Source organism: Spirosoma arcticum, from assembly GCF_054779955.1.
The window spans coordinates 514,763-541,551 of the sequence record NZ_BAAGXG010000004.1 but is presented as its reverse complement, the minus strand read 5'-3'; the positions used below and the strand labels follow the sequence as shown (position 1 = coordinate 541,551).

Genomic DNA, 26,789 nt, shown 5'->3' with positions numbered 1-26,789 from the left:
TTAAAGAGTATGGTTCAACGTACACCATCAATTTCACAAAACTCATCATGAAAAATACTCAAACTAATATCAAACTTAATTCTGCTTGATTACTTAAAACTGATTTGGCAATTATACTGTACTTTAAGCCGGCTGCTTTGCAACTTCCTCTTTTGTAAACCGCTCAATCTTTTTATGAATATCATCAAAGATGTTTCGGCGACGCAGGAACGTAACAAAGTCCCGTTCGGTCATCATCAATTCGCGGATGTGGTCCGGGTTGAAGCCGTGTTCAGCAGCTACTTCGCGCAACAGGTCCAACTCCTCCCGTTCGCGCTCAGCCCCCAGCGAGTGGTCGAGCATAATTCGTTGGTTTTTAACCTGAAAGTAAATATCATCGACTGAATAATCAAAACATCCATCATAATTCCATTGCATCTGAATAGCTGCCAATTCATTGCGGCTAATCAGTTGAAGCCCGGCCTTGGTTTCAGCCTGTAACAGTCGAGCCAATAATTCGGCCCGAACGTCGTAGCGAAACGGTCCCATGTGATCTTTCCCGGCCCGGCTAACCTCCATTCGCTTAGTTGTGTCATTGCGATAATCGGCCAGCAGATTACGTAATTCCAGCAGAGGTAGCATCCATTCTTCACCGTTGTCAATCAAGTTTTCCATCGACTTGTCCCGGTCCACAACCGTACAAACCCAACACCCAAACCGGCTGCTGCCACAACTTGACGTGGATGTGTCAATTACCAATGGACACTCATTCGCGCCATCTGACGCGTTTCTGTACATAGCAATCAACCGTTTGTTATCTCCACCCCAAAAGTTGGGCACCTGCATTAGATACCCCCATACCTCCTGCGTTGTCAAATCTGAAATGGGTCCATACACCCAAGCGTTGGCCAGCGTGTGCTTACGCAACCGCTGGTTCTCGTTAATTGACTTCAGATCATATTTGTCAATCGACTGCGCCCGATTAGTCGATTCCTCCCTACGCGCTCCTAATACAATGATAGCCTTACCGTGTTTACTGACGGTTTGCAAGATGTAGTCATTTGTTGGATTAATTTTCATCCGTTCGGTACACCAACGGAACCAACGATTTGGGGCGGGGTAGCCTTTACCAATCAAATTAATCCAGAACCGGTCTTCTATTTTAGGAACCGACTTAAACACTTGAAACAAGTCTGGGCGGTGGCCAAACAACTTACTACGGCCAATGCGCTCAATCAGTTTCAGTTGCTGGTCAATGTAAGCTACCACGGCAGGGTTCTCAACCAGCGTGTCGTTCGACAGGACATGTATTTCTTTGGTAAGCTGCTCAGGGGGCAGTTTAGCCAGCGCGTACATAATCAGTTGCAATACAGCCGTTGAGTCTTTGCCTCCTGAATAACCAACAACCCACGGGGTATCATCAGAAAGGTATTGCTCACGAATCTCGTGCTGAATTGATTTTATCTTATCTACTAATGTCATGGGGACTGCTTTTGACAAAGCTATCCTGAAAGCAAGCAATTAACAAACCCTTAATTTCGTAAAAACCCCTTTTGAAGCGGGACTTTTCTGTGCTTTAGAAATAACACTTGACAGTCAGTGACTATTGATGAGCCACAAATTCTTTATTTTGCCAACTATATTCACTGACTGTCAAACGACACCAAACTAACCCAACATGTCCGAACACGATAAGGAACGCTTAGACCGGCTGGAGATGAAGCTGACCGATCTGATGATTAAGGTTGACCGTCATGAAGAGTTGTTGCAGGAACTTACGGCCCGCATTTCCCGGCAGGACCAACTACTCAGTCGCCTGCTGAATCTGCTCGGCCTGCTGCTGCCCGCCCTCGAAGCCGAAGACGGCACCCCCGCAAAGCCCCATTCGCTCCTCCTGCTGATGCGCCGAACGCTCAATTGACAACCCAAAATCTATCTCATAACCCTTCGATATCCAAACTGCATGACCACACGTCTCCTATTGCTTGCGTTATTACTACCCCATCTGCTCGTTGCGCAGAAGGCGAAAAAAAACCCCTCTGCACCCGACAAAGCTGACCGCAGCCCCGACAAACAAACGATCATCGCGAACCTCGACGGGCGGTTTGCCGAATACGCGGCCCTCTCGAAGCAAATCTGGGACTTTGCCGAACTCGGTTATCAGGAAGAAAAAAGCTCGCTACTGTTGCAGGAACAACTTCGCAAAGAAGGCTTTACCGTCACGGCGGGCGTAGCGGGCATTCCTACGGCCTTCGTTGCGCAGTATGGTGCGGGCAAGCCGGTAATCGGTATCCTCGGCGAATATGACGCGCTGCCCGGTCTGGCCACGGAAGCCAAACCCGAATTCACGCCCATTGCCGGACAGAAAGGCGGGCACGGCTGCGGGCATAACCTGTTCGGGACGGCGTCGGTGGCGGCAGCGGTCGAAGTCAAAAACTGGCTTAAGTCGTCGGGTCACGCTGGAACGGTCAAAATCTACGGATGCCCCGCCGAAGAAGGGGGCGCGGGCAAGGTCTACATGGTACGCGAAGGTTTGTTTAACGATGTAGACGTGGTGCTGCACTGGCACCCTGGTTCGCAGAATTCGGCTGATGCGGGTACGTCGTTGGCTAATAAGAACGCCAAATTCCGGTTTCGGGGTATTGCCGCCCACGCGGCAGCTTCGCCCGAGCGCGGCCGGTCGGCGCTGGACGGCGTGGAAGCCATGAACTACATGGTCAACATGATGCGCGAACACGTGCCGCAGGATACCCGCATTCACTACGTCATCACCAAAGGGGGCGATGCGCCCAACGTGGTACCGGCCTTCGCCGAAGTGTATTTCTACGCCCGCCATAAAGACCGCGACATTCTGCAAAGTGTCTGGAAACGGATCGAAAACGCGGCCGAGGGCGCGGCTAAAGGAACAGGAACTAAAGTCGACTGGGAAATTCTGGGGGGCGTGTTCAACATCCTGCCAAACGTGGCGCTGGCTGAAGTGATGCATCAGAACCTCAAAACCGTTGGCGGCATCACCTACACGCCCGAAGAAACAGCCTTCGCCGGAAAAATCAGCGAGACCCTGGGCGAGCAGAAAGTGCCCATTACCAACGCGGGGTTGGTTAAAGACTTCCGCGACGCGTCGGAAAGCGCGACCAGTGGCGGCTCCACCGACGTGGGCGACGTAAGCTGGGCCGTGCCGACCGTAGGTCTGCAAACCGCAACGTGGGTGCCGGGGTCATCGGCGCATAGCTGGCAGTCGACGGCCGCCAGTGGCATGAGCATCGGGCAGAAGGGCATGATCGTGGCGGCCAAAACGCTGGCTCTGACGGCGCTGGATTTGTACAAAACGCCCGCGCTTATCGAGAAGGCCCGCGCTGAATGGACGCAGAAACGCGGGGCTAATTTCAAGTACGAAGCCCTCCTCGGCGACCGCAAACCCGCGCTGGATTACCGGAAATAGGAAGTCGTAAGTCGAAGGAGCAAGTGAGTGGACAGCCATCGCTCATTTGCTCTTAATTTCACAGCCCCACCACTAATTTCAATCCAGGATACACTTTTTTGAAGAACCCGTTCATGTAAAGTTCGGGCTGCACCTTAAATAATCCCTTTTGGTAGGCTGTGCCGCCCAGTCGGATCGTGTTCCGGTCGACGTATAGCCCGCTGCGGTGCACGGGTACGCCAATGGTGAAGGCGGCAATCTGGCGGCTGAACGATGCGGCTTTGTCGTTTTTCTCTAAGTTGTAGAAGGCGACGCCCACGGTCAGAAAGTCGTTTCTGAATGATTGAAACCGTCCATCGCCGAGCGATTGCGAAAAGAAGAAATTAGACACGTAACCGATGCCGTAGCTAACGCTCCGATTTCGGTTAGGAATGAACTGGATATCAAGATTGAGCGACGGCACCCACTGATTGCGCACTAACCCAACACCAATTCCCGGTTGAATACTGATGAACGGAGCACGCGCCAGACCCGGCCCGATGAACTGCGCTTTCTGATCGGCTCCCTGCGTCATATCGAACGACATTTTCGGGTCCGTCAGGTCATGGCCTTTGTACTGCCGCACCGATTCGAGCGCCGTTTGCAGAGTACCATTAATACCGCCCCGCTTCAGCAACGCGTCAATCTCATCTACGCTGTTGACGAACAGATACAGGCTGAATTGCTCCGGCAAATCAACTTTCCTATTCTGTCTGTCAATTTGTGAATCGGACGCCCAAACGATCTGCACCGTATCCTGCTGGGTTTTCACTGCAAGCGGAGCGTTTTGGTTGCGAAACCGAAACGACTCGGTCAATTGTGGCGTGAAGCGGAGATCAAGCGTTCGGTCGGTTTCGCCCAGTCGAAATAAGGCGTGGGTTGTGCGCGTTGGGTTCTGCGTTGTGTCGGCTATTTTTCGGTAATCAGTTACGAACAGCCGGAGCACGGAATCCACGTTCTGCCGCGCCCGAACCTGCGCATACCGGTCTAAGCCGACGAGCAGCGCATTGCGTTGACCCAGATCAATTTCAATGTGACTCAGACCCTGAAACTTGTGTTTATGACCCGGAATGAGCAGGTGAGATCCCGATTGTTGGGCGATAGTAGTTCCGGTTACGCTCAACACGAGCATAACAATCTGATGGAGAATGCGCATGATTATTGGTTTGTATTGGTTAATGGCCAGGTAATTGTGGGATGAGCGGCTTCCGGCACAGGTTGCCCATTGTCTCCGATTCCCAGCCGAACAAAACGATCCGTCCGGTGCGGACTGGGGCGTATGGCTTCTTCGGCCTGTAGTTCGTTGAGATGCACCACCCGAAAACGGCGCTTCGGCGCAATGGCGGTGCTGGCAGCGGTTTCCGTTTGCGTCACCACCGGTAATTTCGTGTCCGCAATCATCGGTGAATCTGTCACGGCAGCTATCGACCCGGCCGATTCGTTGGCGGGTATAACAGTGGGCAAGGCCTTTACCATCCGCTCCGAATGCCGGGCAGATGGACGGAAAGACCGGCGGACATTTGTTGGGGGTACCGATTCAGATAGATCAGTTTTGGCCGTAGCGCCTTGTTCCGACCTGATCGACACCGGTGTGTTTAGGCGTGCAACGCTGGCCACCGTGCGACGCGTTGATTCTGGTTGCTGCTTCATCCACAACCAACCCAGCAGCACACTAACGAGGCAGGCCGCAGCCGCCCAGCCAACCCAGCCACGCCGATGGGTAGCCGGGTTTTGCAGTTCGGGCTGTAGCTGATTCCAAAGCCGCCCAGCGTCGAAGGTGGTACCGGGCGGGGGGGCGTCGGGCAGCCGGTCGAGCGATTGCCGCACCCATTGGTCAAGAGGTTCGTCGGGTTTCCCGTTCATAGCCGTTGGCGATTAATCGTTCCTGCAACAAAGCCCGCGCTTTGCTCAACTGTGATTTCGATGTGTTTTCGGAGATGCCCAACTGATCGGCGATTTCCCGGTGCGTGTATCCCTCAATGGCGTACAGATTGAATACCGTTCGGTAACCGGGTGGCAATTCACGAATCAGCGCGTAGATGCATTCTGCGTCCAGACCGGCGTCGGGCAGCGGGGCTGGATCGGGCCAGTCCAAGCCGGGTTGCCCATCGGCAGCGTCATCGGTTTGAAACACCGGCAGGCTCCGGTTAGCCCGCAGGTGTTGCAACGCTTCGTTGACAACGATCCGCCGAAGCCAGGCTTCCAGTCCGTTGCCGTCGCGGTACGTAAAGTCGCCGATGGCCCGAAACGCCTTCAGAAAGCCATTCATCAGCACCTCCTCCGCGTCCGGCTCATGGCTGACGTAGCGCAGGCTCACCCGAAACAACCGGTTAGCATACTGATCGAACAGCCGTTTCTGGGCGAAGGCGTTGCCCCGCTGGCACTGTTCGACAAGTTGCTGGAGCATGGTGGTGGCTGGTGGAATGGGATCGTTTCAATGACAGAAATGCCAACTCCGGCGAAAGGGTTGCCTGAGCCACAAAAAAAGACCACCGCTGCGTGGCGGTGGCGTGGTTCATGGTTTGTCTGAACGACTGCTCTTACAAGGCGAATAACTGGCTGACCGTCATTTCTAAACCCGGAACAGCCGGATCTGCACTGAACGCGTCGTCTTCAAAGTAGCTGGCGGCTGACCGAACGGAGGTAAACACCCGAATCATGCGCAGGGCCGGATGCACATGCCAGACTACCTGTACGCCCGCCGTGAAATACTCAATAATTTTCGTTTCGATCTTGTCGGATTTGTCGCCCGGCGAAATCAACTCTACGACAAACGAAGGGATCGGTTCCACGTCATCATTCAGCGATTCTTTGATTTGAGCATCCGTAAAAAACGCCATGTCCAGGATTCGTTTCTGGCTTTCTGTTACCCAAACGTCATTTTCTTCGTACAGATATGCGTCTTCTGCGAAAGCCGACGTTTTTCGAAATGCTTTCTGAATATTGCGAATGATGTACCGCTCTTTTTTCTTCATGCCTGTCGCCTGTACGGCAAAGCCGTTGTCATATTCGTATAAGAATCCCTCATCAGGATTCCATTGCAGGAACTGCTCTTTGGTCATTGAAATTCGCACTTCCCCGGTCTCGACAACGTCCTTCTTTTCCAGCACCGTCGCTTCCATAGTACTCGTCTTTTTTGTAAAGCTACACCACAAGGCTCTGAACAACAAAACGCCCAGCCACAGCAGCCGGGCGTTTACTGACTAACGACTGTAAACGATCTATTTTCTTGTTCCACCATCACTGACTTGGCTAAGTTCCTCGGCTGATCCACGTTGCGGCCCCGCATCACGGCTACGTCGTAGGCCAGCAGTTGCAACGGCACAGTTCGGTCAAATCGAGTCCAGAAACTCGTCGAACAATAGAATATTTCGGAAGCCTTTTCGGCGCACGCCCGTGTGCAACGGCTTATAAGAAACAACCGTTATCATGCCAAATATGTCGAAAACAAACCGTTGTAAGTCTCTTTCCGACAATTTGGCTTTAGCCCGAATAACTGCTTCATATTTCTTTATCTCATCATAAACGAAATCTATGGAACAGCAATTCGTATTCGATAGTACCTCACGATGATAGGCTTTACCACTAATGAGAATAGCCATTACTACATTGGCATCCAGCACGTAATTAACCCTGTCGGCTTCCATCAGCGGCTAATTTATGGCGCTGACGATAATCGCTCCAGGCTTCTTCGCGGGCTTTTTGCCAGTCAGGGTCATTCGTCAGGTCAATGTCTTTGAGGTCATCGGCCATTTGCCGGGCTAATTTGCGGAGTTCCAGCCGTTCAATGGTCTTTTTAAACTCCCGCTCAACCTCATCCCGGCCCAGGTCGGCCAGTAGCTGCTCGTCAATGTCGATGGTAATGCTCATGGTCGTATCAACTTATTTGCCCAAACATAACAACTTTCGGGCTGCTCAATGAAAGTGAAAACGAATTACCAGACTACCCGCAGGCCCTCACTTTTGTATTTCTTAACGGTTGAATCCTTACTGATTAGCCGAAAATCATGCTGAATGGCTTGCCAGATTAACATGCGGTCGAACGGGTCGCGGTGATGCGTGGCCGAAAGCTGGTGGTATGACCCGGCCGTTGTTCCATCCAAATTCAGTAAACGAAACCCAGTGTCAACGGCTGCTTTCGGAAAATCTTCGGGTGTCAAGCCCTCCAGCGTTAGTTTCTGAATACTGAACTTGAGTGAAATCTCCCAAAAACTAATTGCGCTTACCACAACGTCATTTGTGGTGTTCTCCAGAATAGTCTTCACCGTATCAGACAATTTCTGAGGCTTCGTAACTGCCCAGATCAGCGTGTGCGTATCAAGCAAATACTTCATACGCCCAGAAATTCATCTTCGGTAAGTTTGAAGTCAGGCGCAAACGTTACCTTTCCCGTCCCCGCCAACAGACCCAGTTTACGTTTGGCGGGTTGCCGGGCTGATCTGGGAATCAGATAGGCCACAATTTCCTTTTTTTTCCCAAAAGTGACAGCGATTTCTTCACCCGCTTTTATTCTCTCAAGAACCTCCGAAAAGTGGGACTTCAAATCCCCTACGGTCATTACTTCCATAATTCTCTGTCGTAATTTCATCATCAAACTTACTGTTTTCCTGACAACTTGTCAAGAAAATAGCGAATCGAGTAAGTGTACAGATAGGGTAAATTGGAAAAACTGGGTAAGAATCCCCCACTCACCCGCTGATCGTCTACTCCACCGTTACCGACTTGGCTAAGTTCCGCGGCTGATCGACGTTGCGGCCGCGCATCACAGCCACGTCGTATGCCAACAGTTGCAGCGGCACCACCGAAATCAGCGGCATCAGGATCTCGTGAACTTTCGGAATCTCAATCGTGAAGTCGACCATGCCGGGCAGGTTCGTGTCGCCCTCGGTCGTGATGGCGATGACGCGGCCTTTGCGGGCTTTCACCTCCTGAATATTGGAAACGACTTTTTCGTAGGACGAGTCTTTCGTGGCAATCACCACCACCGGCATGTCCTCGTCGATGAGGGCAATGGGGCCGTGCTTCATTTCGGCGGCCGGGTAACCCTCGGCGTGGATGTAGCTGATTTCTTTCAGTTTCAGCGCCCCTTCCAGCGCCACGGGGAAATTCAGGCCCCGACCGAGGTAAATGAAGTTTCGGGCGTAGGTGAAAATGTAGGCAATCTCTTTAATCTTATCAGCGGCCTGCAACACCCGCTCCACTTTCGCCGGAATGCTCTCCAACTCGGCCAGCAACAGCCGGAACAGCGAGTCGGAAATGGTGCCTTTACGTTGCGCTGTTGCCAGCGCTATCAGCGTCAGCACCGTTACCTGTGCCGTAAATGCTTTTGTACTGGCCACGCCAATCTCCGGCCCGGCGTGGGTATACGCTCCTGCATGAGTAGCGCGGGCAATGGACGAACCCACCACGTTGCAGACACCAAAGATGGTAGCGCCTTTGGATTTCGCCAGTTCAATAGCGGCCAGCGTATCGGCCGTTTCGCCCGACTGCGAAATGGCAATGACAATATCGCCTTCTTTGATGATTGGGTTGCGGTACCGGAACTCGGATGCGTACTCCACCTCGACGGGAATCCGGGCCAGTTCCTCAAAAATGTATTCGGCTACCAAGCCCGCGTGCCAAGACGTACCGCAGCCAACAATCACGATCCGCTCGGATTTGGCTAATTTATCCATGTAGTCCCGCAGACCGCCCAGTTGCACCATAGCGTCGTCGGCGTTGACGCGCCCGCGCATGGAATCGGCAATGGAGCGGGGCTGCTCAAAGATTTCCTTGAGCATGAAGTGGTCAAAACCACCCTTTTCGATGGCGGCCAACTCCATCTCAATCGTCTGGACGTAGGGCGTGGTAGTCGCGTTATCCAGCGTCACCACGGTCAGTTCGCCGTTTTTGATTACGGCAATCTCCAAATCATTCAGGTAGATTACGTCTTTAGTGTACTCCACGATGGGCGTAGCATCCGATGCCAGGAAGAACTCGTTCTCTCCCACCCCAATCACCAGCGGTGAGCCTTTACGGGCCGCAATGAGCTGGGTAGGTTCGGCCGCATTCATAACCACGATGGCATAGGCACCAACGACTTCCTGAAGGGCCAGCCGCACGGCTTCTTCGAGCGTACCGCCCGCGCTGTTCTCCCAGATATCCTCAATAAACTGGCCCAGCACCTCCGTGTCGGTCTCGCTCTCGAACGTATGCCCTTTCTTGAGCAGCGCCTGCTTAATGGCCGCGTAGTTCTCGATGATGCCATTATGGATAATGGCTAACTTCCGGTGAAACGAGTAGTGCGGGTGGGCGTTTACGTCGTTGGGTTCGCCGTGGGTGGCCCAGCGGGTGTGACCCATGCCGATGGTGGCATGCGTCTCACGACCCGCCAATTCAGCTTCCAGCGCAGCAACTTTGCCCTTCTTCTTGTAAACTTTCAGGTTCCCTTCATGCATCAGGGCAACACCAGCGCTGTCGTAGCCCCGGTATTCGAGTCGCTTCAAGCCTTTTATCACCAACGGACACGCTTCCCGGTGCCCCACGTATGCCACAATTCCGCACATAATTTTACTGATCGAATACAGTTTATTCAGAAAGTAAAGTAAACGTAAAAAGCCGGAATCTCCGGCTTTTTACGTTCATGCTGGGCTGGTTAACCTATTTAGAGGTCGTGTAAAACACCACTAATTTCACACTGGCATCGCCGTCGAGCACCGCCTGAAACACCCGGTCTGTCATGAAGTAATCAGGTGAAGGACTATTCTGCGAAATGCCTAATTGAGGAGAGCTTGCCGTTACGATAGCCAATCCATTGTTGGGCGTTAAGCCCGACAAAATGGACTGAAAATACCCACTCAACTCAAACGTGTATGATTTCGTACGGGCATCATACGGTGCCGCCTGGGGCGTGTTGAATGAACCTTCAGCCCGGTCAAACAGCGTTTGGGACTGGGGCACCAACTGCACCAGCCGACTTGGATTGGTACGCAGGATTCGGTTCTGCGCCGTAACCTCCGAGAGAGCTAAGTAGAACGGCAACGAGTAGCGGTTATCGGTTGTCGGTTTCGGCGTAATAATCAGGTCGGCCCGGTTGATGGCTACCCGGCTGTTTTTGCGGAGTTGATCCAGTCCTGGAAACATCAGTTTTGTTGTGACGCCCGCTGTCGACTGAATAACGGACTGCCCCTTTAATGCCGTCGCTGACAGTTCCTGATTAGCCGCAAGGCCAGCTAATGCCGTTCCGGTTCGGTCGGACAAAATCTGGTTGAACCGGCCCGCTTCAAAACTAAAATCTCTGAGTCGGGCGGTTGTCTCGCCCTCAACGTGGTAATACACGCCCACAAACGAGTTTGGCACAATACCAAACAAGGCTGCGTTGCTCACCAGCGCCGTTCTGAACGCCAGCCCTTTCATCTTTGCCTGAAACAGCGCCTGCGTTTTGCCGGTGTCGGTGTTAGCCAGCGCCAGCAGCTCGCGGCCAAAAGCGTCAGGTAGCCGTAGCCGCAACCCCCGCGTCGAGTCCTGCGTAATGGGTCTGGGCTGGATCGAAGCCCGCAGTAGTGGCTCACTCGCATACGCCACCGAGCTGTTGATGTCGTAATTTTTAGCCGCGTCGATTGCTTCCGTAAGCCGGTACACCTGTAACTCCTGGGTCTTCAGCGTATCGCCGTAGAAATAGCCGGAATAACCCGTAATCAGACGCGTTGAATCATAAATAATTCTTGCTGTTGGAATATCCTTCTTATCAGCATCCTGCACCGTAAACGGAACGCCTGCCAATGTCAACTGTGCATAGGCCGACGCTTTTACATTGCCAAAATACGGATCGGTATAGCTACCAATCAGCAGTTGACTGGTGTTGTAGGTGCGGACAGAGTCCAGTAGCACCGTCGACCGAAACGCACGCAGTGTATCGCTGTAGGATATCTCGACCGGTGTGGTGGGTGGTAAGCCAATTTCTTTGGGTTCTTCGCAGGCCAGTACGCCTGCTACCGTCCCAGCCAGCAGACAGAGTCTACCCAGCCAGTTGCGTGTAGAGGTTGTAATAGCGTACGGCAACATCTTCATCTTCGGCAGCATCAAATTTGTGTTCGGGTAAATCCGTTAAAATGGCATTTAAACTCTCACTGTACTCCTCCTCAGCCCGCACAACGGCATCGGCGTAGGTGCAGCCAATGCGGATGAAGCCGGGAAAATCGGCGGTTTTCAATTCGTTGAGCATCGAATCGTCGATGTCCATCATCCGGGCCTTCTCGATGATGTCGCCCTGAAAGCGGTGCTCAAATGAGTTGTTGTACACGGTGAACACCGACTTAGCGTCCTTAAACATTGGGTCATTCTTATAGGTCGTTTTGAGATACAGCGGAATCAGGGCCGTCATCCAATCATTGCAGTGGACGATGTCCGGCGCCCAACCGAGTTTCTTGACCGTTTCCAGCACCCCTTTGCAGAAGAAGATCGCCCGCTCGTCGTTATCGTCGTAGAACCGGTTCTCTTTGTCATGAAAAACGTACTTCCGCTGGAAATAGTCTTCGTTGTCAATGAAATAGACTTGTAGTTTAGCCGTGGGAATGGAGGCTACCTTGATTATCAGCGGTTTTTCTTCATCACCCACCGCGATGTTGATACCCGACAACCGGACTACTTCGTGCAACCGGTTTTTACGCTCATTGATCAATCCGAAACGTGGCACTAAAATGCGGATTTCCATACCCCGCTCCTGCATAGCCTGGGGCAGTTTGCGGACAAAATCGGCGACATCAGACGTTTTTAGAAACGGATTAATCTCGCTGGCAACGTAGAGGATACGTAGTTTGCTCATAGAAACGGGCGTAGTGCGTGTTTGAGTGACCTAAAAAATTTACAAAATTAGGCAATTTTTTCCCGCATTTCAATACATTTTGTCCAGAAAAGATACTGATCCCGTATCATTGCAGCCGGAAATAAAGCCGCTCCCCTATGACCCGCTTCGACACCATATCCGCGCTGCGCCAACACCTCGACACAGTCCGCTCCGGCAACACTATTGGTTTCGTTCCCACGATGGGGGCGTTGCACGAAGGCCACACAACGCTGATCGAAACGGCTAAGCAAGCGGGTGATCTGGTGGTTGCCAGCGTTTTTGTTAACCCGGTGCAATTCAACAATCCCGACGACCTCGCCCGCTACCCGCGCATGATAGACGACGACTGCCGGATGCTCGAAGCGGCTGGCTGCGACATGGTGTTTGTGCCTTCGGTGAGCGAGATGTACCCCGAACCGCCCGCGCTGCGGCTGAGTTTCGGTGAACTGGAAACGGTGATGGAGGGGGCGTTCCGGCCGGGTCATTTTAACGGCGTGGGCATTGTAGTGGCTAAACTGTTCAACATCGTGCAGCCCCATCGGGCGTATTTTGGGCAAAAGGACCTGCAACAGGTGGCGGTGGTTCGGCGGCTGATCGGCAACCTCAGTTTCCCCGTCGAGCTAATTCGGTGCCCCACCATCCGCGAGACCGATGGCCTGGCCATGTCTTCGCGCAACCGCAACCTCACGCCCGACGAGCGCGAACTGGCTCCGGCGCTTCATCAGGCCCTTACCCTCGCTCACGACCTGCTCACCGAAGGGCAGAGTCCCGCTCAGGCGAAAGCGGCCGTAACGGGTTTTTTCAGCAGCCGTTCCGGTTTTCGCTTAGAATACGTGGAAATCACGAACGCTGATACGCTTCAGCCCGCTGGCGAGGTGCTGGCTCCGGGCCAAACGGCCATCTGTTTAGCCGTGCAGTTAGGCACCGTGCGACTGATTGACAACGTGGTGTTTTAGGTATCTTCGTGTAAACCAACCGATAGTATGAAACCGACTAATCCGGAAGAAGCTCCCAACGCAACCATTTTGCTACTACGTCGGCTGGCTGCGGAGAAACGCGAAACGCAACGCCAGATACCTGAGTCGTTCAAAACCAACCCAGAAGTGTAAAAGGCTATAAAGGAGTTGGACGGACGTAATGCTAAAAGAAGAGATTGAAAGACTCAAGTTTGCGTTATTGTCTTAACTTTACTGAGTCGAATTAGCCACACTCCAGGCCGTTTGGAAAACCAGCGTTGCGCGTTTTTGCAATACGTCATAGTTTATTTTGTCGGCGGTATCAGACGGCCGGTGATAATCGGGGTGTTGCCCACTGGTGAATAACAAGGAAGGGATGCCTAATTTGGCGAAATTGTAATGGTCGGAGCGGAAAAAGTGCTGGTCCGGGTCGTTTTTAGTATCATATCCGCCCTCATTTAAGGTCAGATTAACTGACTGCCGATTGACGGTTTCAGCGATAAGTTGAAGCTCACTGCCCTGATTGCCCCTAATCAGGTAACAGTAGTCAGGTTTCCGGCGATGTGCCTCATCTACGCGACCGATCATGTCGACGTTAAGATCACACACGAACTGATTCAGCGGAATAGGACTGTTCATCAGGAAATACTGTGACCCAAGCAGCCCGCCCTCCTCACCCGAGAAAAGGACGAATAAAATGCTGCGACGGGGTCTGATTCCTTGCCGGGCTAAACTATCAAATACCGCTGCCACACTCAGAACTGTAGCCGTACCCGAAGCATTATCATCGGCCCCGTGAAAAATTTGTCTCCCGGAGCGCCCCAAATGATCGTAATGAGCGGACAGTACAACCACTTCCCGTTTCAAATCAGAACCGATGAGCAGACCCGCCAGATTGTCGCCAAACGACACGCGACTGCTGTCCTTAGCGGTGAGTGGTAGGGGTACCAACTCGTCCCGTTTGTAAGTGGGTTGGGCAGAGCCATACGTACGTGAACTGCCAAACAAAGCAACTTCGGTGACTGTAAAGGGATAGGTATGGCGAAAAGAACCCCGAACTGAATCGAGCCGAAAAACCGCCAGCAAATGACTTTGTCTGAATGAACTGGTGCAATGCAGAGCGGCTTTACGTTGGCCGGAAGTACCCGTTTTACGCCCTTCCAGACTGTCAGCAGCTAATGTAAAAACGTGTTTTTGGAGCAGTGAGGTCGATACTCTGACCCGCAACACGTCCGGCTGACCGAAACTCTGGGTACACGCAGCTAACCTGAGAAATAACGGAAGCAGCGCAATTGTAAACTTACTAATTCGCATAAATCAATGAACTGAGAGGCCAGGTATCATCACTGCTACCGGTAAATAGTGTACTTTGTTTTATGTTATTCAACAATCCGAAACATCGCTTTTGCTTTCTCCCGCGATACAGCGTTGAAGTGCCACCACTCATACGCAATACCGCTGAAACCACCCTGCCGCATGGCCGTCCGCAAGATTTGGCGGTTGTCAATCTGCGCTTTCGTCAACTTACCCGCTTTCAGCAATGCGGCTTCCTGCGACGGGTACGCCAATGGGCCGAAGTAGTCGTATTTCGTACCCATGTCCAACGGTTCTGGTGCGCCATTCCCGTCCACCTTCGCCACCGTCAGATCGACCGCGCAGCCATAGTTATGAATGGACCCTTTGCGCGGGTCGGCTACGTATTTCCGGCGTTCGCGTTCGGGCAGCTTAGGCAGGGCGTTCCAGAGGTTCCACTGAGCCGCGCGGGGACGGGCTGCATCATACACCAACAGCCGCAGGTTGGGGTGTTTGGTTTGCAGATACTTGCTGGCATTGGCGAGTTTACGGGCGGCCATCGGCTGTAAGTATGCACGCACGAGGTCGCCGTACACGTCTTTGCCGACGAAGTTATCCGTTGTCGAGTATTTCAAATCGACCTCAATCGTAGGCTCCACTTTCTGCACGTCGACTAAGCCCTGCTTTTGCATAGCGGCTTCGAGGGACTGGGCGCTGCTAATGAGCGGAAGAGCGAATGAGTGAACGAGCGCTGCAATGAATAGTGATAAGATGAGCAGTTGCCGATGCATGCGTATTGTTGTCTGCTGACTATTAAATGCTGAATATTGAACAGCGAATCTACGATCAACCGCGTTGCTGCGAGCGTTCACTCTGTCGCTCGTTCACCCTTTCGCTTGTTATTATGGCACTAAATTACATTTGGGTTGCTTTTTTTGTAATTGCTTTCCTGGTTGCCTTAGCCAAACTGGTTTTTTTAGGTGATACCGAAATTTTCCGAATCATTGTCGAGGGGCTGTTTGATTCATCGAAGGTGGCGGTGATGGATATTGCGCTGCCGCTGGCGGGCGTGATGACGTTTTTCCTGGGTCTGCTCAACGTGGGCGAGAAAGCGGGAGCTATCAATCTACTGGCCCGCATCATCGGCCCGTTTTTCAACAAACTCTTCCCTGAAGTGCCCGCCAATCACCCCGCCAACGGGCAGATGATTATGAATTTCTCGGCCAATATGCTGGGCTTAGACAATGCCGCCACACCCTTCGGTCTGAAAGCAATGGCGAGTTTACAGGAATTGAACCCTATCAAAGACACGGCTTCCAATGCGCAGATCATGTTTTTAGTGCTGCACACATCAGGCCTGACCATCATTCCGCTTAGTGTCATGGCGCAACGGGCCATCTTGGGAGCCAAAGACCCGTCAGACATTTTTATTCCGTGCCTGATTGCCACCTACGTCGCCACGGTCGTCAGCATGATTGTAGTAGCCATTAAACAACGAATTGACCTGATTAACGGTACTGTGATAGGTTGGCTGGGGGGCATTACCGGCCTGATTACGCTGGCGTTATGGTATCTATCGACCAAAACCAAAGAAGAGATTGAGGTTATCTCGAAAGTAACCGGCAACCTCATCCTGATGCTCATCATCGTGTCGTTTCTGCTGGGTGCAATGCGCAAACGAGTCAACATTTTTGACGCGTTCATTGAAGGAGCGAAAGGTGGGTTCGAAACGTCGGTCCGCATCATTCCTTACCTCGTGGCGATGCTGGTGGCCATCAGCGCGTTTCGCAATTCAGGAGCGATGGACTACGTCATTGGTGCGCTGAAGTACGGATTCAGCCTAACGGGCCTGAACACGGAATTTACTGACGCCCTACCTGTGGCGCTGATGCGGCCCCTGAGCGGATCAGGGTCGCGGGCGCTGATGATCGACGCGATGAAGCAATTTGGCCCGGATTCGTTCGTGGGGCGACTGGCGTGCCTATTCCAGGGGGCGTCTGAGACGACGTTTTACATCGTCGCGCTTTACTTCGGTTCGGTTGGTATTCGTAACTCCCGATACGCCATTCCGTACGGGCTGTTTGCCGATCTGATGGGCGTCATTGCCGGTATTGCGCTGGGGTATTTCTTCTTTCATTGACCGACATCACTCAGCATTCACAACGTTCTCCGCTCTCCGCAGCTTGCTGTGTCTGAAACCATACGAAAAATAGATAACCAGGCCGATAGCGAGCCAGATACCGAAGATCTGCCAGTTGCTGGCCCCCAGTTCGGTCATCAGGTACAAGTTCGTTAGAACGCCAACGACGGGCAGCAACGAGAAATTATGTCGGAATCCCTGCACGGCCAGCACTGCCCAGACACCCCAAAACACAATTAAAAGGGGCTTTTCCTCGGCGATGCCTAAAACGTGCCGACCGTGGGCAAACGCAAACGCCAGGATGAAAGCTAATCCGATAATGTACTTACCGTTTATGTAGGGCACTTTGAACTTGGCCTGAGCCGTCAGCCCTTTGGCATCTAAATACAAAATGCCCCCGCAAACCAGAATGAACGCGAAGAAAGTGCCGACACTGGTGAGGTCTACAAAAAACTTGAGGTCCATAAATAGCGACGGTATAGCTACTAAAAAACCTGTAATAATCGTTGCGAAGGAGGGCGTTTTGTATTTGGGGTGGATGGTGGAGAAGCGTTTCCAGAGCAACCCGTCGCGGCTCATGGTCATCCAGATGCGGGGTTGTCCCAGTTGATACACCAAGAGTGCGCTCGTAATGGCTACCACCGCGCTCACCGAAATGACGCCCGCTACGAAGTCCAGATTTACTTTCTGAAACACGTAAGCCAGCGGGTCGCTTACGCCCAGTTCCTTATAGTTGACCATGCCCGTCAGCACCAGTGTAATCAGGACGTAAAGCACCGTGCAGATGGCTAAGCAGTAAAGCATGGCGCGGGGCAGGTCGCGCTGGGGATTTTTGCACTCCTCAGCCGTGGTCGAGATGGAGTCGAAACCAATGAACGCAAAGAACACCGACGCCACGCCACTCAGCACCCCCGACACCCCGTTGGGCGCAAACGGTGACCAGTTGGCCGGTTTCACGTAAAAGGCCCCCACCCCAATAACCAGCGCAATCACGGCTAATTTGAGCACAACCAGGATGTTACTGGCCGCACGGGACTCTTTGATGCCGATGTACACCAATGCCGTAATGAGCACGGTAATGGCCCCGGCGGGCAGGTTGGCGATCAGGTGAACTCCGCCAAGCACGGGCGCGTTGGCGTAGGCATCGGCCAGCACCCGCGTGTTTTCGGGCAGATTGGCCAGCAGCCGACCAGCCCCGGCCTGCTTTGCCTGTTCGACGAGTGCGAACGCACGGGAAGCTGAACCGTAATCGGTTGCTAAGTATTTGGGAAATGTGATGCCAAATCCGCTCAACATGGACGTGAAATATTCCGACCACGAAATAGCCACGACCATATTACTAACGGCGTATTCCAGAATCAGCGCCCACCCAATTACCCACGCAAAAATCTCCCCGAACGCTACGTAGGCATAGGTGTAGGCACTACCACTGACAGGAACCGTGCTGGCAAACTGCGCGTAGCTGAGAGCCGTGAACACGCAGGCAATGGCCGTGAACACAAACAGCAGCGATACAGCCGGTCCGCCGTTGTAGCTGGCCAGTCCGATAGTGCTGAAAATACCAGCCCCGATAATGGCCGCGATACCAAACGAAGTCAGGTCGCGGACGCCCAGCGTCTTGACAAGTTTGCTGGATTCGCCCTCGGCGGCATCACTCAGGATTTGCGTTACGGTCTTTTTTCGGAAGAGGGACATGGCTGGAAGTAAGAACAGTGCCTATTTGCGTTAAACCGTTAAAAATAGAGATACTTTCCGGTTTTTTGTGCGTTCTACGTACTGGCGGCCTAAGTAGCCTGTACAACTTTCATCCAATATGTCAATCCGGGTTCAGAACCTGACAAAAGAATATCAGCGGTCAGGCGGCCTGCGGTCAGGCACTCCGGTCCAGAGAGCCGTCGACCAGATTTCGCTGACCGTGCAGCCCGGCGAGATTGTCGGCTTTCTTGGCCCCAACGGCGCGGGTAAGTCCACGACCATGAAAATCACGACGGGCTACCTCGCCCCCACCGACGGCACGGTAGAGGTGAACGGTTTCGACGTCCGAACACAGCCAATGGACGTGCGCCGGAGCGTTGGTTACCTGCCCGAACACAATCCTCTTTACCTGGAGATGTACGTAAAGGAGTACCTGCGCTTTGCCGGGTCGCTGCACGGGCTGAAGGGCAGCGACTTAAGCCAACGCGTCGCCAACATGATCGAGTTGGTCGGGCTGGGGCGCGAACAGCACAAACGCATCGCGCAGCTTTCCAAAGGCTACCGGCAACGCGTGGGATTAGCGCAGGCGCTGCTGCACAACCCGCCCGTACTGATTCTGGACGAACCCACCACGGGTCTTGATCCAAACCAGTTAGCCGAGATCAGGCAGGTAATTCGGGATGCCGGACGCGACAAAACCGTGCTGTTCTCCACGCACATTATGCAGGAGGTCGAAGCCATCTGCGACCGCGTGGTTATCATCAACCGGGGTAAGATCGTAGCCGACGGGCCGCTGAGCCAGTTACGGGCCGTATCGGCTGGTGATGGTGTGACGGTCGTGGCCGAGTTCGAGGGAGACCTGATTAAGCCGGACGTACTGGAAAGTATATCAGGCGTGGAGCGCGTGGAGCCGCTGGGACGAGGTCAGTACCGCATCGAGGCCGGGCCGAATACCGATCTGCGCGGAGCCATTTTTCGCCTTGCCGCCGACCAGAACCTAACCCTGGTAGGTCTGCGCCAACAGGAAAGTTCGCTGGAAGGTATTTTCAAGGAACTGACGAAGGGAGGATAATGTAAAATGAATAATGGTTAATGTATAATGGGTCTGCGTCAGCCATTATACATTAACCATTATTCATTTTACATTACTCTTATTTATCAAACCACTGGGGCGTGTCGACGGTCAGGCCGGTGGGCGTGTTGGGGTTTGAATTGATTTCTTCACTACGGTACAGCAGCCGACGCACCAAACCTGCCACGGGAGCACTGTTGGGGGTGTTCATAACCGGAATTTCCTGGCCAATTGGACCCGACCGGCGATGCTGCACCCAGCCCTCAATAGGTCTCATGAAAAGGTCTAAATATTGTTGCTGAGACAGTTGAGTTTTGTAATTAGCCGCCGTGAGCGCCGGTAAACCGTTAGCGTACCCGTCAGCCTGCGCGGCTGGTACACCAAATGACAGCATCGATTCTTTCACCCCCGCCCGGAACCGTTGCGTCGCCACCTCAAAACCACCCGGTGCAAAACCACGGGCAATGGCCTCGGCCTCGAACAACAATTGCTCCGAATACGAAAATGATACCTCAGGCAGGTCCGCTTTCAGTAGGTTCATGTTCACTAATGACGATTTGGGGGTGTATGTTTCCGTCGAGTTTAGAGCCATAAATTCATTAGCCGCAGCCCCCGGTCCCGCCTGGTAGAAATACGGAATGCGGGGGTCATTCAGCGATGCCAGTAAATCGTAGACGACTTTGGAGGTGTACCAGTCCGACTGAACGCCCCCCCGGAAAATAGCCGTGAACGAGAAACGTGGATTCTGCCGACCAGGCTGGTTGTAGTACCTGAACTGCATGGCGTCGGCACCGGAGGCAATCATGTTGTTGGCCGTTAGCAGTTGCCCAATCAAAGCTCCTTTCGACGCATCAGCGTCCACCATCGAAAACAGAATCCGTAACTTCAGCGAGTTGGCCAGCTTCACCCACTTGGCCATGTCGCCCCCGTAGTACAAATCGCTGGGGGCAATGATCCCTTTGCCCTTCGGGTCAATCAGGCCAATGGCTTCATCAAGCAGGGCCACGCAGCCGTTCAGTACGTCGGGCTGCTTATCAAACTTCGGCAGGTCTACTTTGCCCGTAGCGGCTTCCGAAAACGGAATATCGCCCCACAGCAGCGAGGTCTGGGCGTAGGCGAACGCCATCAGAATCTTGCACTGCGCCACGGCATTTTTGTTGACGGGCTGGGCAGTCTGCGCCACTTCAACGGCCACGTTGAGGTTTTTCAGGACGTCGGTATAGGTGCGGCCCCACGCAGTACGAACGCGTGTCTGGTCATACTGAGCCTGGGCCAGTCCCCAGCGCCCACCCGACGCCCACATCTGGCTCATCAGGGCAACGGGCCAGGTCAGTTCGCCCACGCGCAACAGCGACAACTGGGTAGAAGCCCCCGCAAACAATAGCGCGGGATCAACTGAAATGGAGCGATTCGGGTCAACGTTGATGTCGCTGTTCTTGAAACAGGCGGTTGTCGATAAGGCAATCAGGGCGGTATAAATGAGTTTTTTCATGATAATCAGTAAGTTAATAACTGAGTTTAGTAGATTCAAAATGACAGGCGCAGGTTCGCGCCAACCGTGCGGCTGCTGGGAATGCTGCCCCGTTCCAACCCCTCCCCAATGAGGCCAGTGCCGAGAACGTTGGCTTCGGGGTCAATGTGCGGTACGTTGGAATGAATAATCCACAAATTACGCCCTTCCAGCCCCAGCGCAATACCGCCAAAGGGTGTTCTATTGACCAAACTCCGGGGGAAATTGTAGGCCAGCCTGACTTCGCGCAATTTCGTATACGAGCCGTCGAACGTGTTATTTTCGGGACTAACCGAGTTATCCAACTGGCTCCAGTATTGTTGCACACTGGCGACAGTCTTGGTGTTGGGGCTGAAGGTCCCGTCGGCGTTGCGGATAACGCCGGGGTCAATGAACGGCGTCCGGTCGTTAACGGCGGTTTCGGCGGCTAAACCGCTGCCGCGCACAATGCTCACCGTTTGGGAGTTCACCACACCCCCCTTGCGCATGTCGATCAGGAAGTTGAAATCGAACCCTTTAAACGAAAACGAGTTGTTAATGCCCAGCGTCCAGTCGGGGTAAATCGACCCGAGTAATTTGCGTGGTCCCGGCGTCCGCAGCCCCGTAGTCGGGTTAATAATGATATTGCCCGCCGGGTCGCGCAGCCACCCCACCCCCTGTAGATTGAACGTTTCGCCGGGCCGGGCCACCACGAATATACCGAATCCGTCGCCCGAGGTGGTAATAAACTCGGTCAGGCCCGGTGCCAGCGACTCTACCCGGTTGCGGTTGCGGTTGAAGTTAAAAGCCGCGTCCCACCGAAAGCCGGAGCGGGTTTTCAGGGGCGTTGCCGTCACCATCGCTTCGACGCCCCCGTTCGAGATTTCGCCCACGTTGAGCCGCCGGGCCGAGTACCCCGTCGTTTGCGGTACGGCGATGGAGATAATCTGGTCGTAGTTCAGCGTCTTGTAATAGGTCATGTCCAAACCCAGCCGTCCACCGAAAAACTTCAGTTCAGCCCCGAATTCATACGAGGTTTGCTGCTGCGGACGCAGGTTGGTCGGGGGTAGCACGTTCGTCGCACCGAACGCCGATGCCCCGCCGATGGGATACAGAATGTTGAACGTGTAAATGTCGCTGGCCTGCGTGAGGGGATTGTAGGTGAACGACAACTGATACGGGTCTTCGTCGGAGCCGACATTGGCGTAGTTGGCCCGCAGTTTGGCGTAACTCAGAATATCCCGGCTCACAATGCCCAGTTTTGGGAACGCTTCAGTAAGCACAAACGACACACTGGCCGAGGGATAGAAATAGGAGTTGTTGCTCACCGGCAGCGTCGATGACCAGTCGTTCCGACCCGTGACGTTCAGAAACAGGTAATTCTTGTAGTCGAAGCTCACGTCGCCGTACACCCCGAAGATCTCCCGTCGGCTATAAAAATTCGACGGCACGTTCGACTGCGCATTGGCGAAGGTGTACAACTGATCGATGTTCAGCCCTTCCGACAACACCCGCGACCGCCGGATGGTCCGTTGATTAAACTGGTGTCCCACAATGGCTTTAAAGCCCCAACTCGGCGAAATCTGCCGCGTGACCGTCCCAATCAGGTCGGTTTGTAGTTCGCGCTCGTAAATTTCGTTGGTATCGAACTGCCCGTTCAGCCGCCCGCGCGTCCCCCGGCGCGTCACCGACCGGCGGTTCTCGGCAAAAAAATCCGACCCGACACGCCCCGTCAGGTTGAACCAGGGCGTGAGCGCGTAGTTTAAGCTCGTGCCGCCAAACACCCGGTCAACTGAGTTGGAGAAGCGATTGAACGTCGTTACGAAATACGGATTGTTCTGGATACCGTCGAGGTCAATGGCCCGCGCCAGGTCGCCGGTCCAACCCGCGGGTACGGCCTGCGTTGGCGTAGCAAACAGGTTGTTGCGCAGTTCGTTGATGTCCACCGTAATGGGCACACCGGCCAGAATAGTGGAAATGATATTCGTGGTGTTGGAACCTTGCTGCGGGCGACCGTCGCTGGTCGTGCGGACGTAGTTGAGCCAGGCCCGCGACTCCAGGCGGTCGGTGATTTTCTTACCCGCGTTAATGGCGAAAGTGTGCCGACTGAGTTCAGAGCCGGGTACCGTACCCGTCTGACGCAGGTTGGTGTACCCGATGCGGTAATCGCTCTGATCGCTGGCTCCGTCAATCGAGATGCTGTTGATGAACGTATTACCTGTCACAAAAAAGTTTTTCCAGTTCTGCGGATGCACCTGCAGCCCCTGCACCGTTTCCCCTTTATAATCCTGAACGGGACCCGTGATGCCCGACACTTTGGGACCCCAGCCATTGCCTAAGCGCGGATTATACACGCCGAGGTTGCCCTGCGCGTACTCCGTTTGCAGGTCAGGCACTCGCAGCACATTATCCGTGCGGTACGACGAGTTGAGCGTCACGTTCATCTTCTTCGCCCCCGGCCGACCGCGTTTGGTGGTCACCACAATAACGCCGTTGCGGGCGCGGGAGCCGTAGAGTGCCGAAGCCGCTGCGCCTTTCAGCACGGTCATCGTTTCAATGTCGTCGGGGTTGAGATCACTGGCGCGGTTGCCCACATCGACCCCGCCGGTGACGATGTCCGTCTCGGAGTTGTTGAATGATGAGTTCGAGATCGGGATACCGTCGACCACGAACAGCGGTTCGCTGGCGCTCGACAGCGAGTTGGCCCCGCGAATCATAACCCGGCTGGAGCCGCCCACCGACCCCGACTGCTGCGAAATGCGAACACCGGCCACGCGCCCGGCTAATGAGTTGAGCACGTTCGGGTCGCGGGCTTTCACCAACTCGGCACCCCCCACGGTCGCAACGGCGTACCCTAATTCTTTCTTCTCCCGCACGATGGCGTTGGCCGTCACCACCACTTCGTCGAGGTTGGTCAGGTCAGCGACCAGTTTCACGTTCACCGTGGTTTGGTCGCCCGCAACCACCTCGGCTGTTTTGTAACCAATGAACGAGAATACCAGGGTGCCGCCTTTGGCCGGAATAGTAATCTGGTACGATCCATCGGCTTTGGTTACCGCGCCGGTTATTTCTCCCTTCACCAGCACGTTCACGCCGGGAAGTCCTTCGTTTTCGGGCGACGTAACCCGGCCCGACACCGCTCGGCTCTGCGCCTGAATACGCCCCGTGACCAAAAAAAGCGACAACAAAATCAGTATTATTTTCTTCATAAACTATATGGGTTGTTAAAACTGGTGACCGAAAATGCGTTTGTGTGTGTAAGTGTTTACGTATCTGTTTATCAGCACTTATGCAAACACTCAAACACGTAAACACCCATACATCTGTACACTCACTTCACCCGCTCCGCTTTGCGGATGGCAATGGGTACTTTAAGTAATTGCAACGGGTTGGCATACGCGTTGGTCGGGCCGGGCGATCCAGTTTCGCCCTGTTGAATCCGGCGTACCACGTCCATACCGCTCACCACCCGCCCGAAAGCCGCAAACCCCTGCCCATCAGGGTTGCGTTTGCCGCCGAAGTCCAATTCGGGCTGGTCGTTGATGCAGATAAAGAATTCCGACGCGCCACTGTTGGGTTGGCCCCGCGCCAGCGAAAGCGTACCGTCGAGGTGCTTTAAACCGGTTTTCTGGGTTGTTTCCTGCGGAATTGGTGGGAACGCCTTCGTCGTGTCGTTTTGCAGACCGCCCTGAATTACTTCGATTTTAACGGGACTGTTCGCCTGATTGTCCAGGCGGACTACGCGGTAGAATCGTCCGCCATCGTAGCGCTTCTGATCGACGTAGCGGAGAAAATTAGCGACCGTGCCGGGGGCTTTGTCGGCATTGAGTTCGAGGACAATGCTGCCCGCTTCAGTATCGAGCCGAACCCGCTGAGCATCAGCCGCTATACACAGCACGGTAAATAATAAAGCTAAACGTATACTATTTTTCATATTGACGTATCAATGCCATAAACATACTGGCAAGGCGCTACTATTCCAAATAATATTCGGTTAGTAATAAAATTTTTTATAATAGTATAACACTGCTTCCTCAGTCGTCTCGACTAACGTTTATTTCCCCTGATACCAGTCGGTTTAACACGACAACTGCCCGGCTGACTTATCCATAAATGAATAAACCAACCGGGCAGTCGTTGCCTGACTATGTATGCGCCGAACCTTACCGGGCCGTTGCCATCAGCGGATACTGATCGAAAATGGACCGGACAATGCCTTTGAAGTAGTTGTTCTTGAAGTTCTGATTACGGAGCATTTTGGATGCGTAGCCTTTCCAGATCACCTGGTACGATTCGGCGTCGATGAGCGAAATCATCAGGGTGCCTTCATCGAGGTTGTAGTCGATGCGTTTGTAGGTAGCGTCATCGTCTTCGCGGACAACCCAGTCCTTGATAACGGGTTGCTGATAACCCCGAAAACGCAGATCAGAACGGAATATATTGTAAGAAATCAGCAGGTTAGGAGCGCGGTTGCTCACTTTATAACCCCGGGCTTCCATCTGGTGGCGGATCGCATCCTGAATATCGGAACAGAGCAGCGTCGAATCGACAAACTCGCACTCTAAAAAGTTAAACGATTCGTAGTTTTTGAAGTGACCTTCATAACTATAATCATGTTCCACAAACAACCGGCTGGGCGAGCAACTCGCCATACCGAGAACGGCCAGCGTAAACAGGATTCCGACAAATGTTTTCATACTGTACTTTGTAAAAGTTTTGCTACAATTGGTTGTATTTATGATTGATGAAGGATGGTTTTTGAAGGGTCGAACTCAAAGTTAGCCGTAAATGTTTGGCAAACAATAGCGTATTACCAAATTTTAATACTAAGGCTGCCCGGTATAATACGCGAGTCCCCGGCGCATTTCAGCCGTTGTAACGGGCACGTCGAATGCGCAGCTTCCCAACCCGTCGAGCAACGCCATCCGCACCTCCCGACCCCGGTTTTTCTTGTCCTGTAGCGTCAGCGCTAAAATAGATTCGACGTCCGCTTCCGTTAGTCGGGTATTTCCATATACGGCAAACACATATTCTTCGATTTGCGTCAGCAAAATTTCGTCAATCATCTTTTTTTGATGCGCAATAAACGCTTCGGCAATCATCCCAACCGCAATGGCTTCGCCGTGCAGTAATCGTTTTCGTGGCTGCGGTAAGAAGTGCGTTTCAACGGCATGGCCCAATGTATGGCCGAAGTTCAGAATCTTGCGCAATCCCTTCTCCGTAGGGTCCTGAGCCACAATGTGTTGCTTAATACCAATTGAATGCGCCACTAAGGCGGGCCAGTCCTGCTCATCGAGGTCGAGCCGACGGATATGCTCCCACATGGGCGCGTCGGCAATCAGGCAGTGTTTTATTACTTCGGCGAAGCCCGACCGGAGTTCGCGTTCGGGCAGGGTGGCCAGAAACATCGGGTCAACCAGCACGGCATCCGGCTGTTGAAACACGCCAATGTGATTTTTTAGCCCGTTAAAATCGACGCCTAATTTACCCCCCACGCTGGCATCAACCTGCGACAGGAGCGTGGTTGGTAGCTGGACAAAAGCAATGCCGCGTTTATAGGTAGCCGCGCAGAATCCGCCCATATCGCCAATGACGCCCCCGCCGAGGTTGAGCACGAGCGCGTGACGGTCGAAGTTAGCCCGCGTCAGGGCGTCCCAGATCAGTTCGCAGGTGGCTAAGTGCTTTTGCTCCTCGCCCGCTTTGATTCGGACAAGCGTGTGTTTGGGCAGTAACGCCCTGATTTCGGGATAGCAGAACCGAAACGTGTGGTTATCAACAATGACGGCGGCAGCCGAAAAGTCATACGAATCTAAGAAAGCAGGCAGGCTCTCGGCGAGGGGACCTATTTGGGTAGCAATGGTTACGGTCGACATAATGTAAA

General features: G+C 53.4%; 26 protein-coding genes. 6 read left to right on the top strand and 20 right to left on the bottom strand.

Annotation, left to right across the window (positions count from 1 at the left end):
- Window positions 1-123: 123 nt before the first annotated feature.
- The gene (gene dndC / locus ACYVHB_RS12115; RefSeq protein ID WP_461051992.1) at window positions 124-1,461 is read right to left on the bottom strand and encodes a DNA phosphorothioation system sulfurtransferase DndC; all 1,338 of its coding nucleotides are present in this window, start codon (window positions 1,459-1,461) and stop codon (window positions 124-126) included.
- Between the two features lie 196 nt (window positions 1,462-1,657).
- On the opposite strand from dndC, the gene ACYVHB_RS12110 reads away from it, so the two are divergent.
- Both ACYVHB_RS12110 and ACYVHB_RS12105 read left to right on the top strand, forming a co-directional pair.
- Complete coding sequence (locus ACYVHB_RS12110; RefSeq protein WP_461051991.1) at window positions 1,658-1,900, top strand: hypothetical protein; 243 nt, start codon at window positions 1,658-1,660, stop codon at window positions 1,898-1,900.
- Window positions 1,901-1,942: 42 nt separating this feature from the next.
- Window positions 1,943-3,421, top strand: a complete 1,479-nt coding sequence (locus tag ACYVHB_RS12105) for an amidohydrolase (RefSeq protein WP_461051990.1) — start codon at window positions 1,943-1,945, stop codon at window positions 3,419-3,421.
- A 58-nt stretch (window positions 3,422-3,479) separates the two neighbouring features.
- On the opposite strand, the gene ACYVHB_RS12100 is transcribed toward ACYVHB_RS12105, so the two are convergent.
- The 11 genes from ACYVHB_RS12100 to ACYVHB_RS12050 all read right to left on the bottom strand — a co-directional run bounded on the left by ACYVHB_RS12100 (window position 3,480) and on the right by ACYVHB_RS12050 (window position 12,242).
- On the bottom strand, window positions 3,480-4,595 hold the full coding sequence (locus tag ACYVHB_RS12100) for a hypothetical protein (RefSeq protein ID WP_461051989.1): 1,116 nt from the start codon (window positions 4,593-4,595) through the stop codon (window positions 3,480-3,482).
- A 2-nt stretch (window positions 4,596-4,597) separates the two neighbouring features.
- A complete protein-coding gene (locus ACYVHB_RS12095) occupies window positions 4,598-5,302 on the bottom strand; it encodes a hypothetical protein (protein WP_461051988.1) in 705 nt (234 codons plus the stop codon).
- Window positions 5,274-5,846, bottom strand: coding sequence for an RNA polymerase sigma factor (locus ACYVHB_RS12090; protein ID WP_461051987.1), 573 nt, complete (start codon window positions 5,844-5,846; stop codon window positions 5,274-5,276). The genes ACYVHB_RS12095 and ACYVHB_RS12090 overlap by 29 nt, the downstream gene beginning before the upstream one ends.
- A gap of 133 nt (window positions 5,847-5,979) precedes the next feature.
- On the bottom strand, window positions 5,980-6,561 hold the full coding sequence (locus ACYVHB_RS12085) for a Uma2 family endonuclease (RefSeq protein ID WP_461051986.1): 582 nt from the start codon (window positions 6,559-6,561) through the stop codon (window positions 5,980-5,982).
- A gap of 210 nt (window positions 6,562-6,771) precedes the next feature.
- Window positions 6,772-7,086, bottom strand: a complete 315-nt coding sequence (locus ACYVHB_RS12080; RefSeq protein ID WP_461051985.1) for a PIN domain-containing protein — start codon at window positions 7,084-7,086, stop codon at window positions 6,772-6,774.
- Entirely contained in the window at window positions 7,067-7,309 is a 243-nt protein-coding gene (locus ACYVHB_RS12075) for a hypothetical protein (RefSeq protein ID WP_461051984.1), read from the bottom strand. The genes ACYVHB_RS12080 and ACYVHB_RS12075 overlap by 20 nt, the downstream gene beginning before the upstream one ends.
- Before the next feature lie 65 nt (window positions 7,310-7,374).
- Window positions 7,375-7,773, bottom strand: a complete 399-nt coding sequence (locus tag ACYVHB_RS12070) for a type II toxin-antitoxin system VapC family toxin (protein ID WP_461051983.1) — start codon at window positions 7,771-7,773, stop codon at window positions 7,375-7,377.
- Window positions 7,770-8,030, bottom strand: a complete 261-nt coding sequence (locus ACYVHB_RS12065; RefSeq protein ID WP_461051982.1) for a type II toxin-antitoxin system Phd/YefM family antitoxin — start codon at window positions 8,028-8,030, stop codon at window positions 7,770-7,772. Before ACYVHB_RS12065 ends, ACYVHB_RS12070 begins: the two co-directional genes overlap by 4 nt.
- A 112-nt stretch (window positions 8,031-8,142) precedes the next feature.
- Complete coding sequence (gene glmS, locus ACYVHB_RS12060) at window positions 8,143-9,984, bottom strand: glutamine--fructose-6-phosphate transaminase (isomerizing) (RefSeq protein WP_461051981.1); 1,842 nt, start codon at window positions 9,982-9,984, stop codon at window positions 8,143-8,145.
- Between the two features lie 94 nt (window positions 9,985-10,078).
- Entirely contained in the window at window positions 10,079-11,482 is a 1,404-nt protein-coding gene (locus tag ACYVHB_RS12055; RefSeq protein ID WP_461051980.1) for a DUF4270 family protein, read from the bottom strand.
- Window positions 11,436-12,242, bottom strand: a complete 807-nt coding sequence (locus ACYVHB_RS12050) for a glycogen/starch synthase (protein ID WP_461051979.1) — start codon at window positions 12,240-12,242, stop codon at window positions 11,436-11,438. The genes ACYVHB_RS12055 and ACYVHB_RS12050 overlap by 47 nt, the downstream gene beginning before the upstream one ends.
- A gap of 137 nt (window positions 12,243-12,379) precedes the next feature.
- On the opposite strand from ACYVHB_RS12050, the gene panC reads away from it, so the two are divergent.
- On the top strand, window positions 12,380-13,219 hold the full coding sequence (panC, locus tag ACYVHB_RS12045) for a pantoate--beta-alanine ligase (protein WP_461051978.1): 840 nt from the start codon (window positions 12,380-12,382) through the stop codon (window positions 13,217-13,219).
- 27 nt (window positions 13,220-13,246) lie between these two features.
- Window positions 13,247-13,372: a hypothetical protein gene (locus ACYVHB_RS12040; RefSeq protein WP_461051977.1), complete on the top strand. Its 126-nt coding sequence runs from the start codon at window positions 13,247-13,249 to the stop codon at window positions 13,370-13,372.
- Between the two features lie 78 nt (window positions 13,373-13,450).
- On the opposite strand, the gene ACYVHB_RS12035 is transcribed toward ACYVHB_RS12040, so the two are convergent.
- Together ACYVHB_RS12035 and ACYVHB_RS12030 are read right to left on the bottom strand one after the other, a co-directional pair.
- Entirely contained in the window at window positions 13,451-14,533 is a 1,083-nt protein-coding gene (locus tag ACYVHB_RS12035) for a M28 family metallopeptidase (protein ID WP_461051976.1), read from the bottom strand.
- A gap of 65 nt (window positions 14,534-14,598) precedes the next feature.
- A complete protein-coding gene (locus ACYVHB_RS12030; RefSeq protein WP_461051975.1) occupies window positions 14,599-15,303 on the bottom strand; it encodes a M15 family metallopeptidase in 705 nt (234 codons plus the stop codon).
- A gap of 113 nt (window positions 15,304-15,416) precedes the next feature.
- On the opposite strand from ACYVHB_RS12030, the gene ACYVHB_RS12025 reads away from it, so the two are divergent.
- Window positions 15,417-16,652 carry a nucleoside recognition domain-containing protein gene (locus ACYVHB_RS12025; RefSeq protein WP_461051974.1) on the top strand — a complete coding sequence of 412 codons (1,236 nt, stop codon included), beginning with the start codon at window positions 15,417-15,419 and terminating at the stop codon, window positions 16,650-16,652.
- A gap of 6 nt (window positions 16,653-16,658) precedes the next feature.
- On the opposite strand, the gene ACYVHB_RS12020 is transcribed toward ACYVHB_RS12025, so the two are convergent.
- Window positions 16,659-18,347 carry an amino acid permease gene (locus ACYVHB_RS12020; RefSeq protein ID WP_461051973.1) on the bottom strand — a complete coding sequence of 563 codons (1,689 nt, stop codon included), beginning with the start codon at window positions 18,345-18,347 and terminating at the stop codon, window positions 16,659-16,661.
- 118 nt (window positions 18,348-18,465) lie between these two features.
- Between ACYVHB_RS12020 and gldA the strand changes: the two genes are divergently transcribed.
- Window positions 18,466-19,419 carry a gliding motility-associated ABC transporter ATP-binding subunit GldA gene (gene gldA / locus ACYVHB_RS12015; RefSeq protein WP_461051972.1) on the top strand — a complete coding sequence of 318 codons (954 nt, stop codon included), beginning with the start codon at window positions 18,466-18,468 and terminating at the stop codon, window positions 19,417-19,419.
- Window positions 19,420-19,498: 79 nt separating this feature from the next.
- Here the strand turns inward: gldA and ACYVHB_RS12010 are convergent, their stop codons facing one another.
- The 5 genes from ACYVHB_RS12010 to aroB all read right to left on the bottom strand — a co-directional run bounded on the left by ACYVHB_RS12010 (window position 19,499) and on the right by aroB (window position 26,781).
- Window positions 19,499-20,911 carry a SusD/RagB family nutrient-binding outer membrane lipoprotein gene (locus tag ACYVHB_RS12010; protein ID WP_461051971.1) on the bottom strand — a complete coding sequence of 471 codons (1,413 nt, stop codon included), beginning with the start codon at window positions 20,909-20,911 and terminating at the stop codon, window positions 19,499-19,501.
- A 35-nt stretch (window positions 20,912-20,946) separates the two neighbouring features.
- A complete protein-coding gene (locus ACYVHB_RS12005) occupies window positions 20,947-24,117 on the bottom strand; it encodes a SusC/RagA family TonB-linked outer membrane protein (RefSeq protein WP_461051970.1) in 3,171 nt (1,056 codons plus the stop codon).
- Window positions 24,118-24,239: 122 nt separating this feature from the next.
- Entirely contained in the window at window positions 24,240-24,842 is a 603-nt protein-coding gene (locus ACYVHB_RS12000; protein ID WP_461051969.1) for a peptidylprolyl isomerase, read from the bottom strand.
- Window positions 24,843-25,071: 229 nt separating this feature from the next.
- Window positions 25,072-25,605, bottom strand: coding sequence for a DUF4136 domain-containing protein (locus ACYVHB_RS11995; protein WP_461051968.1), 534 nt, complete (start codon window positions 25,603-25,605; stop codon window positions 25,072-25,074).
- 129 nt (window positions 25,606-25,734) lie between these two features.
- A complete protein-coding gene (gene aroB / locus ACYVHB_RS11990; RefSeq protein WP_461051967.1) occupies window positions 25,735-26,781 on the bottom strand; it encodes a 3-dehydroquinate synthase in 1,047 nt (348 codons plus the stop codon).
- Between the last annotated feature and the right edge of the window lie 8 nt (window positions 26,782-26,789).

What these genes read in the sequence shown, in the direction of transcription:
- dndC (WP_461051992.1), bottom strand. Translation starts at nt 1,461, where the DNA reads ATGACATTAGTAGATAAGATAAAATCAATTCAGCACGAGATTCGTGAG.
- ACYVHB_RS12110 (WP_461051991.1), top strand. Translation starts at nt 1,658, where the DNA reads ATGTCCGAACACGATAAGGAACGCTTAGACCGGCTGGAGATGAAGCTG.
- ACYVHB_RS12105 (WP_461051990.1), top strand. Translation starts at nt 1,943, where the DNA reads ATGACCACACGTCTCCTATTGCTTGCGTTATTACTACCCCATCTGCTC.
- ACYVHB_RS12100 (WP_461051989.1), bottom strand. Translation starts at nt 4,595, where the DNA reads ATGCGCATTCTCCATCAGATTGTTATGCTCGTGTTGAGCGTAACCGGA.
- ACYVHB_RS12095 (WP_461051988.1), bottom strand. Translation starts at nt 5,302, where the DNA reads ATGAACGGGAAACCCGACGAACCTCTTGACCAATGGGTGCGGCAATCG.
- ACYVHB_RS12090 (WP_461051987.1), bottom strand. Translation starts at nt 5,846, where the DNA reads ATGCTCCAGCAACTTGTCGAACAGTGCCAGCGGGGCAACGCCTTCGCC.
- ACYVHB_RS12085 (WP_461051986.1), bottom strand. Translation starts at nt 6,561, where the DNA reads ATGGAAGCGACGGTGCTGGAAAAGAAGGACGTTGTCGAGACCGGGGAA.
- ACYVHB_RS12080 (WP_461051985.1), bottom strand. Translation starts at nt 7,086, where the DNA reads ATGGAAGCCGACAGGGTTAATTACGTGCTGGATGCCAATGTAGTAATG.
- ACYVHB_RS12075 (WP_461051984.1), bottom strand. Translation starts at nt 7,309, where the DNA reads ATGAGCATTACCATCGACATTGACGAGCAGCTACTGGCCGACCTGGGC.
- ACYVHB_RS12070 (WP_461051983.1), bottom strand. Translation starts at nt 7,773, where the DNA reads ATGAAGTATTTGCTTGATACGCACACGCTGATCTGGGCAGTTACGAAG.
- ACYVHB_RS12065 (WP_461051982.1), bottom strand. Translation starts at nt 8,030, where the DNA reads ATGATGAAATTACGACAGAGAATTATGGAAGTAATGACCGTAGGGGAT.
- glmS (WP_461051981.1), bottom strand. Translation starts at nt 9,984, where the DNA reads ATGTGCGGAATTGTGGCATACGTGGGGCACCGGGAAGCGTGTCCGTTG.
- ACYVHB_RS12055 (WP_461051980.1), bottom strand. Translation starts at nt 11,482, where the DNA reads ATGTTGCCGTACGCTATTACAACCTCTACACGCAACTGGCTGGGTAGA.
- ACYVHB_RS12050 (WP_461051979.1), bottom strand. Translation starts at nt 12,242, where the DNA reads ATGAGCAAACTACGTATCCTCTACGTTGCCAGCGAGATTAATCCGTTT.
- panC (WP_461051978.1), top strand. Translation starts at nt 12,380, where the DNA reads ATGACCCGCTTCGACACCATATCCGCGCTGCGCCAACACCTCGACACA.
- ACYVHB_RS12040 (WP_461051977.1), top strand. Translation starts at nt 13,247, where the DNA reads ATGAAACCGACTAATCCGGAAGAAGCTCCCAACGCAACCATTTTGCTA.
- ACYVHB_RS12035 (WP_461051976.1), bottom strand. Translation starts at nt 14,533, where the DNA reads ATGCGAATTAGTAAGTTTACAATTGCGCTGCTTCCGTTATTTCTCAGG.
- ACYVHB_RS12030 (WP_461051975.1), bottom strand. Translation starts at nt 15,303, where the DNA reads ATGCATCGGCAACTGCTCATCTTATCACTATTCATTGCAGCGCTCGTT.
- ACYVHB_RS12025 (WP_461051974.1), top strand. Translation starts at nt 15,417, where the DNA reads ATGGCACTAAATTACATTTGGGTTGCTTTTTTTGTAATTGCTTTCCTG.
- ACYVHB_RS12020 (WP_461051973.1), bottom strand. Translation starts at nt 18,347, where the DNA reads ATGTCCCTCTTCCGAAAAAAGACCGTAACGCAAATCCTGAGTGATGCC.
- gldA (WP_461051972.1), top strand. Translation starts at nt 18,466, where the DNA reads ATGTCAATCCGGGTTCAGAACCTGACAAAAGAATATCAGCGGTCAGGC.
- ACYVHB_RS12010 (WP_461051971.1), bottom strand. Translation starts at nt 20,911, where the DNA reads ATGAAAAAACTCATTTATACCGCCCTGATTGCCTTATCGACAACCGCC.
- ACYVHB_RS12005 (WP_461051970.1), bottom strand. Translation starts at nt 24,117, where the DNA reads ATGAAGAAAATAATACTGATTTTGTTGTCGCTTTTTTTGGTCACGGGG.
- ACYVHB_RS12000 (WP_461051969.1), bottom strand. Translation starts at nt 24,842, where the DNA reads ATGAAAAATAGTATACGTTTAGCTTTATTATTTACCGTGCTGTGTATA.
- ACYVHB_RS11995 (WP_461051968.1), bottom strand. Translation starts at nt 25,605, where the DNA reads ATGAAAACATTTGTCGGAATCCTGTTTACGCTGGCCGTTCTCGGTATG.
- aroB (WP_461051967.1), bottom strand. Translation starts at nt 26,781, where the DNA reads ATGTCGACCGTAACCATTGCTACCCAAATAGGTCCCCTCGCCGAGAGC.